The organism is Longimicrobiales bacterium (assembly GCA_035764935.1).
Classification (GTDB): domain Bacteria; phylum Gemmatimonadota; class Gemmatimonadetes; order Longimicrobiales; family RSA9; genus DASTYK01.
In genome coordinates, this window is record DASTYK010000098.1 from 1 (window position 1) to 9,387 (window position 9,387).

6 protein-coding genes are annotated in these 9,387 nt (G+C 66.3%); 3 read left to right on the forward strand and 3 right to left on the reverse strand.

Annotation, left to right across the window (positions count from 1 at the left end; all coding sequences use genetic code 11):
* Window positions 1-52: 52 nt before the first annotated feature.
* Window positions 53-2,182, forward strand: coding sequence for a glycogen debranching protein GlgX (glgX, locus tag VFU06_08115; protein ID HEU5209360.1), 2,130 nt, complete (start codon window positions 53-55; stop codon window positions 2,180-2,182).
* Window positions 2,183-2,224: 42 nt separating this feature from the next.
* On the opposite strand, the gene VFU06_08120 is transcribed toward glgX, so the two are convergent.
* From VFU06_08120 to VFU06_08130, 3 genes are read right to left on the reverse strand one after another with little or no spacing between them, the layout of a single operon-like run.
* Entirely contained in the window at window positions 2,225-2,800 is a 576-nt protein-coding gene (locus VFU06_08120) for a hypothetical protein (GenBank protein HEU5209361.1), read from the reverse strand.
* A 26-nt stretch (window positions 2,801-2,826) separates the two neighbouring features.
* Window positions 2,827-4,521: a hypothetical protein gene (locus VFU06_08125; GenBank protein ID HEU5209362.1), complete on the reverse strand. Its 1,695-nt coding sequence runs from the start codon at window positions 4,519-4,521 to the stop codon at window positions 2,827-2,829.
* 39 nt (window positions 4,522-4,560) lie between these two features.
* Window positions 4,561-5,760 (reverse strand): OmpA family protein, encoded by a 1,200-nt coding sequence (locus VFU06_08130; protein ID HEU5209363.1) that lies wholly within the window; start codon window positions 5,758-5,760, stop codon window positions 4,561-4,563.
* Between the two features lie 245 nt (window positions 5,761-6,005).
* On the opposite strand from VFU06_08130, the gene VFU06_08135 reads away from it, so the two are divergent.
* On the forward strand, window positions 6,006-6,578 hold the full coding sequence (locus VFU06_08135) for a sigma-70 family RNA polymerase sigma factor (GenBank protein HEU5209364.1): 573 nt from the start codon (window positions 6,006-6,008) through the stop codon (window positions 6,576-6,578).
* A gap of 18 nt (window positions 6,579-6,596) precedes the next feature.
* Window positions 6,597-9,197: a serine/threonine-protein kinase gene (locus tag VFU06_08140; protein HEU5209365.1), complete on the forward strand. Its 2,601-nt coding sequence runs from the start codon at window positions 6,597-6,599 to the stop codon at window positions 9,195-9,197.
* Window positions 9,198-9,387 lie beyond the last annotated feature (190 nt).

Here is a 9,387-nt window from a genome sequence, read left to right on the forward strand (position 1 = left end):
ACGGCATTCCCCTTGCTCCTGCCCTGCACTACCCGAACAAGGAACATCGGCAGTGCAATGGCGAATCCTGCCCGGCGGCATGCGGCCGCTGGGCGCAACGTGGGACGGCTCCGGCGTCAACTTCGCGATCTATTCGCGCCACGCGTCCCGCGTCGATCTCGTACTGTTCGACGCGCGCGACCCCGCACAGGAGATCGCGACACTCACACTTCCCGAACGCACCGCGCACGTCTGGCACGGCTACGTGCCCGGCGTCCAGCCCGGCCAGCTCTATGGCTACCGCGTCCACGGCGAGTACGCGCCGGAGCGGGGCCTGCGCTTCAACCCCGCGAAGCTCGTCATCGACCCGTACGCCAAGGCGATCGCGGGCGAGGTGGACTGGAGCGCGCCGGTCTTCGGCTACAAGCTGGGCGGCAGCAACGAAGACTTCGACAGGGACGATCAGGACAGCGCGTGGGGCATGCCGAAGGGCGTCGTCGCGAACACGCTGTTCGACTGGCAGTACGACCGACCGCCGGGTACGCCGCTGCACGACTCGGTGATCTACGAGGTGCACGTCAAGGGTTTCACGGCCACGCACTCCGAAGTCCCCGAGGAGTACCGCGGCACCTATGCCGGCCTCGCCGCACCGCCCGTGATCGAGTACCTCAGGAAGCTCGGCGTAACCGCCATCGAGCTGCTGCCCGAGCACGACTTCCTCGACGACAAGCACCTCGTCGAGCGCGGGCTCCGCAACTACTGGGGCTACAACACCACCAACTTCTTCGCGCCCGATGCGCGCTACTGCAGCAGCGGCGATCGCGGTGAGCAGGTTGCCGAGTTCAAGACCATGGTCCGTGCACTGCACAGTGCCGGCATCGAAGTCATCCTCGACGTCGTCTACAACCATACGTCAGAGGGCAACCACCTCGGCCCCACGCTCAGCTTCAAGGGGATCGACAATCTCAGCTACTACCGGCTCGTCGATGGGGATCCCCGCCATTACATGGACTACACCGGCACCGGCAACTCCCTGAACGCGCAGAGTCCGCAGGCGCTCAAGCTGATCATGGATTCGCTGCGCTACTGGGTGCTGGAGATGCACGTCGACGGCTTCCGCTTCGATCTCGCGAGTGCGCTCGCGCGCGAGCTGCACGACGTCGATCGCCTTGGGTCGTTCTTTGACATCATCCACCAGGACCCGGTGCTGTCCCGCGTGAAGCTGATCGCCGAGCCCTGGGACGTGGGGAGCGGCGGCTACCAGGTCGGTAACTTCCCCGTGCTCTGGGCGGAGTGGAACGACAAGTACCGCGACACCGTGCGCCGCTTCTGGCGCGGCGACCAGCACCAGCTCGGCGACCTCGCCTACCGCCTGACAGGCAGCAGCGATCTGTACATGAACGACGGCCGCCGACCGTACGCCTCCATCAACTTCATCACCGCGCATGACGGCTTCACGCTGCACGACGTGGTCAGCTACGAACAGAAGCACAACGAGGCGAACGGCGAGGAGAACCGGGACGGGCACAATGAGAACCTGTCCTGCAACTACGGTGTGGAGGGGCCGACGGACGATTCTGCCGTGATCGAGGTGCGCGAGCGCCAGAAGCGCAACATGCTTGCGACACTGCTGCTCTCGCAGGGCGTGCCGATGATCAATGGCGGCGACGAGATCGGCCGCACGCAGAACGGCAACAACAACGCGTATGCGCAGGACAACGAGATCTCCTGGTACGACTGGAACCTCGACGAGGACCAGCGCTCACTCCTCGACTTCACCCGCCGCATCATCGCGTTCCGACGCGCACACCCGACGCTCCACCGGCGTCACTTCTTCCAGGGTCGCGAGATCAAGGGCACCGACGTCAAGGACGTGATGTGGTTCGGCCCGTCCGGCGACGAGATGACCGAGGAGGAATGGCAGGCGCCCGATACGCGCGCGGTCGCAATCCGGCTGGACGGCCGCGAGATCGGCGAGACCGACGCGCTCGGCACTCCCCTCCTCGATGATCACCTGCTGATCATTCTCAACGCGTCCCCGGACACCGTGCGCTTCTGCGTGCCGGAGACGCTGCGTACCGGCGACTGGCGGGTGCGCTTCGACACGTGCCACACGCTGCCGCCCGATATCGGCTCGCGCTCGGAGATCGACGTTGCGGGCCGCTCGCTCGTCGTACTGTCGCAGTCGATCGAGGAGGAGTAGCGGGGCACATTCGCGCCGCAACCGCACGGACGGCTGCTCCGTTTACATCCCGAGCTCCTCCAGCTCCTGCTCGAGACGCTCGAGCTCGGCGCGATTCTTCTCGACGAGCTCCAGGTTCGCTTCACTTACGTCGCGGTTGGCGATGACACTCGCGCGATCGGCATGACCATCCTGGATCACGGCGTCCATTGCGACAGCGTGAGTGAGCGTGACGAGGATCGCAGCATACGCGTTCATGTCGAGACCCGCGTCCTCGACTGCATCGCGCACTTCGGGAATCCCGTCGAAGTGTGCTTCCAGGTCGTCGACGCTCGAGGCGTCCACGTTCGACATGTCGATCCGGTCGATGAGGTCCGGGTTCGTCTCCATCGCTCTGTAGATGTTCGCCTGCGCTTCGTACCAGCGTCGCACCTCCGGCATCGTCAGGCGGTAGCTCGCGTGCGTCTCGGCGAACGTGGGTGCGTCGGAGCGCTGCGTGCTCGCTGACTGTGCAGCGGGTCGCGCCGCGGGTGTCGACGACGGCGTCGCCGACGCATCCGCGTCGTCGTTCGTGCCACTGCATGCGACGAGTACGGCCAGAATCATCGACAGCTTCCAGCCGGTCTTTTGCGATCTCATGAGTTACGATCTCCGTGTTGTCCATTTCATTGCGGCGTGTGCCGCACGGTGATGCGACCGCGCTCCTCCAGCGAGAAGCCACCGCTGCTGCCATGGTCCCGATCGAAGCTGCGGGTCCAGCGTCCGCGCTCGACAGGTTCGATCGTCATCCTGAATGGCCTGCCCAGCTCCTCGTCTTCTTCCGTCCTGACACCCGGCACTGTCACCTGCTCGCCGCGATGAGACCGTGCGAAATGACTCGCCCACGCGTTGTTCTCCAGGTTGAACGGCGCGATCGAACGGTTCGTCGGCGTGTATCGTGTGATCTCGACCGGCACGCCGGGTGAGAACGTCAGCGTGAACTCGGGGAGAGGATCTTCGTCCTTCTCGTCCTCTCCCGTGTCGCAGTCGATGCCGGGTGGGAGATAGTTGTTGAGGTCGACGTCGACGGCGTAGACCGTGAACGTCGAGCCGCGCGTGCCCGCGGGCGACTCGGTTCCGCTCGCGAGCGCGTCGAACCAGGCAGTCCTTTCATCCCGGCCATCGGGCCCGAACAGCGCTTCCTTCAGATTCCCCGTCGCCTGGAACTGCACGTACTCCAGCGGAGCGTTCGCGTATTCGACAGTGCCGAAGATGTAACTGTCGATACGCACGGGAACGGTTGCGGCCACGTCGTAGAACATTCGTGTCGAGGCGGGAGCACGGTTGTCGAACGTCGATCGGAACTCCACTTCGAAGGTGAGGCAATCCGAGATCCGCTCCCACATCTGTTCGTTGCCATCGGTTGCGGTTCCCATCAACTGCGCCTGCCGCTCGAGCCCGATCATCAATGTTACTGCACGGAGATCGTGCTCGCGGCAGAGTTGCACCGCGTGCTCCATGCCTTGCCGGTACACGTTGTCCATGATCTTCTCCACCGAAGCGTTGGCCTCCTCCCGCCTCGCCTGGAGTTCCGGCGCCGCAGCATCGTCTATCAGGAGCTGGTTGCTCCTCTCCCATTCCGCCCACCGCCTCATGCAGCACTCCGCCAGGCGGTAGTCGGACTCGCCCTGCTTCATGAGTGGACGCAGCGCGATGTCGTAATACTCGACCATGCTCTGCTGGATCAGCTCGATGGTCGCATCACTGATCGTTCCCCCCGCCTCGCGGTCTTTCTCGAGCGACCTCGCGACCTGCGTCTCGAGTCGTGCGAGCTGCGACTTCGCGTTGCGCACCGCTTCGCGGGCGGCATGGCCGGGCGGCGCCTGAAGGACGCCATATCCGCTGAAGTGCAGCAGGTCCATCTCGATCCGCTCGGGATCGAGGCGCAGCGGATACTGATGCGCGTCGTCGCCTGCGCCGTACCAGGCCAGCGCGAGCTGCTCGGCCACCGGGATCGTGTCCGCCGGCGTGATGGTGAGCTCTGCCGCCTGCATGAGCTGCAGCCCGCTCGGCTCGAGCTGGACGGCGGCGACACTGCCTGACGTCTGCGGCAGTCCATCGAGCGCGCGGATCGGCGTCATAGTGATCTCGACCGGACTCAGCAGCGCACCCTCGGGAATGCGCAGCCGGTAGCGCGAGCCGTCGCTGCCCGACGCGATCAGCGTCCCACCGCGTGGCGTGATCGTTCTGGTAACGGCCCGGTCTTCCTCCAGCGTGGCCTCGAGAGTCACCGGCTTCGGCGTACCTGTCAGCCAGTCCGGCCCGCTCGCCGCGCCGCGTGCGTCACCACACGCGGCGGCTGCGAGCGTCAGCAGTACCAAACCCGTTCTCGGGCTTCGTCGCACCATTGGCATTTCCTGCTACGAACGAACGAGTTCGACGCGGCGGTTCTGCTGTCGGCCTTCGGGCGTGGCATTGTCGGCGGCGGGCACGCTCGCGCCCATCCCGCGTGCCTCGAGCCGGTCTCCAGCGACGCCGTGCTCCTCGACGAGCGCACGCTTCACCGCTTCCGCCCTGCGCTGCGAGAGCTGCTGGTTGGCTGCGGCGTCGCCTGAGCTGTCGGTGTGCCCTTCGATCGTCAGTCGCAGGTCGCCATGATCATCGAGCAGCTTCGCGATCTGCTCGAGCGTAGGCGCACTCTCTGGACGGATCACGTCACTGTTCGTGTCGAAGTAGATGCCCTGCGTAGCTACACGGCCGTCTGCCTCGAGTGCGTCGTACAGGGTACGACCGCCAGCGGCAACGCGGATGTTGCGGACGTAGCCCGCGACGTCTGCGCCGCCCGACAGCTCTACGCGAATCGCACCCGAGCGGCCGAGCTCCGCATTCGGCACGTTTGCCACGCGCGTGCCCGCGACGTAGACCTTCACGTACCTGCCGTCGGCCATGACCCGGAGCGGGAATGGTGTGCCGGGCGACACCTGCTCCTCCGTCCGGCCCTCCACCAGCGGATTCGAGCCTTCCGCCACCCTGCCCGCGAGCCCGCGTTGGAAGTAGCGCGCTTCCACGTGATGGCGCGGCTTCTCCGCGAAGAAGATCCGGACCGGCCAATTCTCCTGTCCGGGCACCACGTCCATCTCGAGCGTGAAGCGCTCGGGCAGTGTCTCCGGTAGCGGAATCAGGAAGCTGCTGGGCGAGGACGTGCCCCGCAGCCAGCGCGCCCCGTTCCACTCCGCCACTTCCATGTTGCCCCTGACGAACTCCAGGCGACGCGGGAAGTCACCCACGACGTCGCTCGCAAAGTCGTGTGATGACAGGACCCGCTCACCCGGCACGAAATCGAAGTTCACGAAGGCCAAAACGACCGGCTGTCCGTCACCATCGACGATCTGCACGTCCTTGCCCTCCTCCCGCGCGCGTTCCGCGCAGGCGCGATCGCCCAGGGCGCACGTCACGGCGTTCGTGACCTCCCTGTCGACCTTCCGGACGACCTCCCGTTCGGCTGCACGCGACGCTGCGTCACGCGCCCGCTTGAAAATCTGGGCGTCTGCTGCACCGGCAGTCGTCACGGTCAGGACGAGCATCACGAGGGCGGCACGCATGGTAGTGGCACACGACATTGCATCCTCCAGCGGAATGGCGGCACGTTCTGTTTCCCGGGCGACCTGCATCCGGGCGCGAGACGACCCGACATGGTCGCCCTTCTGTGGTTATCGGAATTCGCAGCCGCCGGGGATCATCCGGTCGCCGCTTCCGCCGGAACGGGCTTCTCCGGCTTCTTTTGCAGCATTACATTGCTGCCCCGGCCGGGTTTTCCGGCGCTCCCTCCTGCATCCCACGGATACGTCGTCCGGGAGGACTCCGGGTGAGCCGAGACACGACCACTCTGCTTCAGGCCGTCCGTGCGGGCGATCGCGATGCGTTCGACGCGCTGTTTGTGCTCGCCTACGAAGATCTTCGCCGCGCGGCGCACCAGCGGCTGGCCCGCCACCGTCCCGGCGAGACGCTGAACACCTCCGTCCTCGTGCATGAGGCCTACGTCCGGCTGGTGGATGGGGCGAAGGCGGAGCCCGTCGACCGTGCGCATTTCCTGGCGCTCGCGTCGCGCGCGATGCGCTTCGTCCTGATCGATCACGTCCGTTCGGGCGCTGCGCAGAAGCGCGGCGGTGGACAGTTCAACATCTCGCTGGATGACGTACAGGTGGCGGCGCCTGAGAACTCGCCCGACCTGCTCGCGTTGAACCAAGCGCTCGACAACCTTTCGGAGTACAGCCCGCGGCTGGGCAGAGTCGTCGAGTACCGCTTCTTCGGAGGGCTGACGTACGAGGAGATCGCCGCTGCCACGGGTGCGTCCGTGCCGACCGTCAAGCGTGACTGGGTACGTGCACGTGCGTGGCTGTTCGATGCGATGCAGACGGACGGCGTAACCAGCAACTGAGGTCGGTGCGCAGTGACGATGTCGCGGGAGCGCTGGCAACGGATCGACGATTTGTTCGCCGCAGCGCTCGAGATCGAGCCGTCCGCTCGTGATGCCTGGCTCACGGCGCAATGTGCCGGAGACACGGAATTGCTCGCGCACGTGCGCCGGCTGCTGCGGCGGGCTGAGGAAGCCGAGGTCGTGCTCGGCGATTCGGTCACGCGCTACGCCTCGGACATCCTGGAGTCGCTCGGCGGCGAGGCAGTGGCTGACGAGGCCCTGGCGGCCGGCACGCGCATCGGACCGTACCGGCTGATCCGCGAGGTCGGGCGCGGCGGCATGGGCACCGTGTACCTGGCCGAACGGGCGGACGCCGAGTTCGAGAAGCGGGTCGCCCTCAAGCTCGTGCGCCGCGGGATGGACACCGAGGACGTGCTGCTGCGCTTCCGCTTCGAGCGGCAGATCCTCGCCTCGCTCGAGCACCCCTCCATCGCCCGACTCTACGACGGCGGCGCTGCGCCCGACGGCAGGCCGTACCTCGTCATGGAGTACATCGAGGGCGAGCCGATCACCCGCTATGCGGAGACGCACGGGCTCGGTATCGACGAACGGTTGCGGCTGTTCGGAGACGTATGCGACGCGGTCGCGTTCGCGCATCGCAGCCTCGTCGTGCATCGCGACATCAAGCCGTCGAACATCCTGATCGATGCGGCCGGCTCACCGAAGCTGCTCGACTTCGGCATCGCACGGCTGCTCGATCCGTCCGCGCCGGACACGGGTCCCGTGACCCGTACGGGACTGCGCCTGCTGACGCCCGAGTACGCGTCGCCCGAGCAGCGGCACGGTCTGCCCGTCACCACCGCTACGGACGTCTACTCGCTCGGCCTCGTACTCTACGAGCTGCTGACCGGCACGCGTGCCGATCCCGACCGACTCCGGCGGCCGAGCACTGTCGCCGGGAACGACGCCTGGCGACGCCGGCTGCGCGGCGATCTCGATACGATCATCCTGCGTGCACTCGCGGAGGATCCCGAGCGGCGCTACGCGTCCGCGGATCAGCTGGCAGACGACATCGATCGGCATCTGCAGCAGCTGCCGGTACACGCGCGCGGCGAATCGATGCGCTACCGCGCGGGCAGGTTCATCCGCCGCCACCGCGGTGTCGTTGCGGCCGCTGCGTTAATCGTGCTTTCGCTCGTGTCCGGACTGGGCGTCGCACTCTGGCAGGCTGGTCAGGCAGCACGCGAGCGCGACGAGGCGAACCGGGAGCGCGCGCGTGCCGAGCAGGTCTCGGAATTCGTGCTTGGCCTTTTCGGCTCCTCCGACCCGCTCCGTCCCGAGGCGGGCGACACGATGCGGGTGCGCGCAGTGGTCGAGCACGGTGCCGACCGTGTACGCGCAGAGCTCGCCGGACAACCGCAGCTGCAGGCGCAGATGCTGACGATGCTCGGTCGCGTTTTCCGCAACCTCGGTCAATACAGTCGTGCCGAGGAGCTGATCGGTGAGGCAATCGTCCTGGCAGGCGACAACCCGCTGTACGCGCGCGAGCATGTGGAAGCGACGGCGGCGCTGGCAGACCTCGCGTTGCGCCGGCGCGAGTACGCAAGGCTCGATTCACTCGCCAGTGCCGTCGTGTCGTCTTACGAAGATGCTGACTGGCCCGTCGACGTCACATACGTCAACAATGTCAGTCTGCTCGCGATCGCACGGGACGGGCTCGGCAATTACGACGAGGCGCGACAGCGGCACGAGCAGGCGCTGGAGCTCGCCAGCACACTGGGCGATACCGCAGTCAGTACGCGCGCGAGCATGCTCAACAATTACGCGGTCCACCTGCATCAGCTGGGTGAGTACGCGCAGGCCGAGCCGCTCATGCGTCAGTCACTGGAGCTCGCCCGCTCCATCTACGGATCGCGGCATGTCGGCCTCGTGAGTGACCTCAACAACCTGGCAAGCGCGATTCACTACCAGGGCCGGCACGACGAGGCAGAACCCGTGTATCGCGAAGCGATCGAGATCGCCCGCGACGCCTACGGGCCGGATCATCCGTACGTTGCGCAGTTCCAGGAGAATCTCGCGACCCTCTACGCGGACATGGGACGCTACGAGGATGCGGCACCGCTCTATCGTGAAGCGCTGCGCGTCGCGCTGCTGGAGCCGGAGGGTCTGCGACTCGCGAATCTGCGACGCAACTACGCGCTGAATCTGCACGCAACCGGCCAGCTCGATGAGGCCGAAGCAATGCTGCGAGCATCGCTCGAAGGTTTCCGCCGTGAGCTGGGCGACGACCATCTCTATCCGGCACTGGCACGAACCAGCCTGGGCCGCACGCTGACCGAAGCCGGCCACCCTGCCGAGGCGCTGCCGCTGTTACGCGCGGCACTCGGGGTGATCGAACGCGAATTCCCGTCGGACCACTGGCGCGTGCACCACGTGCGCGGCGAGATCGGCCGCGCACTCGCGCTCCTCGGCGACTACACACAGGCCGAACCGATGCTGCTCCAGAGCCACACGACGCTCGCCGCGGCGCGCGGTGAGAACGACCACCTGACCCGCGACATGCGAAGCTACCTCCATCGCATGTACACGGAGCTTCAACGCATCGACGAGGCGGCTGCGTTCGCGCCGGCTCCGCGCTGACGCTCTGACGTCGAGCTGCTCCACGTAGTGCAGGGGCGGGACGATGTCCGTGCGCGGTTTTCAGCCCGTTCCAGCGCGTTTCCGCTCAGCGCAACACCCACGAGTTTGCAAGTCCCGACCGAAGCGGCTACACTCGCATCATTCCGCCAGGGGTATTCCGGCGCTGTCGCCGGGATTGAGACAGTCCCTT

What these genes read in the sequence shown, in the direction of transcription:
- VFU06_08120 (HEU5209361.1), bottom strand. Translation starts at nt 2,800, where the DNA reads ATGAGATCGCAAAAGACCGGCTGGAAGCTGTCGATGATTCTGGCCGTA.
- VFU06_08140 (HEU5209365.1), top strand. Translation starts at nt 6,597, where the DNA reads ATGTCGCGGGAGCGCTGGCAACGGATCGACGATTTGTTCGCCGCAGCG.
- VFU06_08130 (HEU5209363.1), bottom strand. Translation starts at nt 5,760, where the DNA reads ATGTCGTGTGCCACTACCATGCGTGCCGCCCTCGTGATGCTCGTCCTG.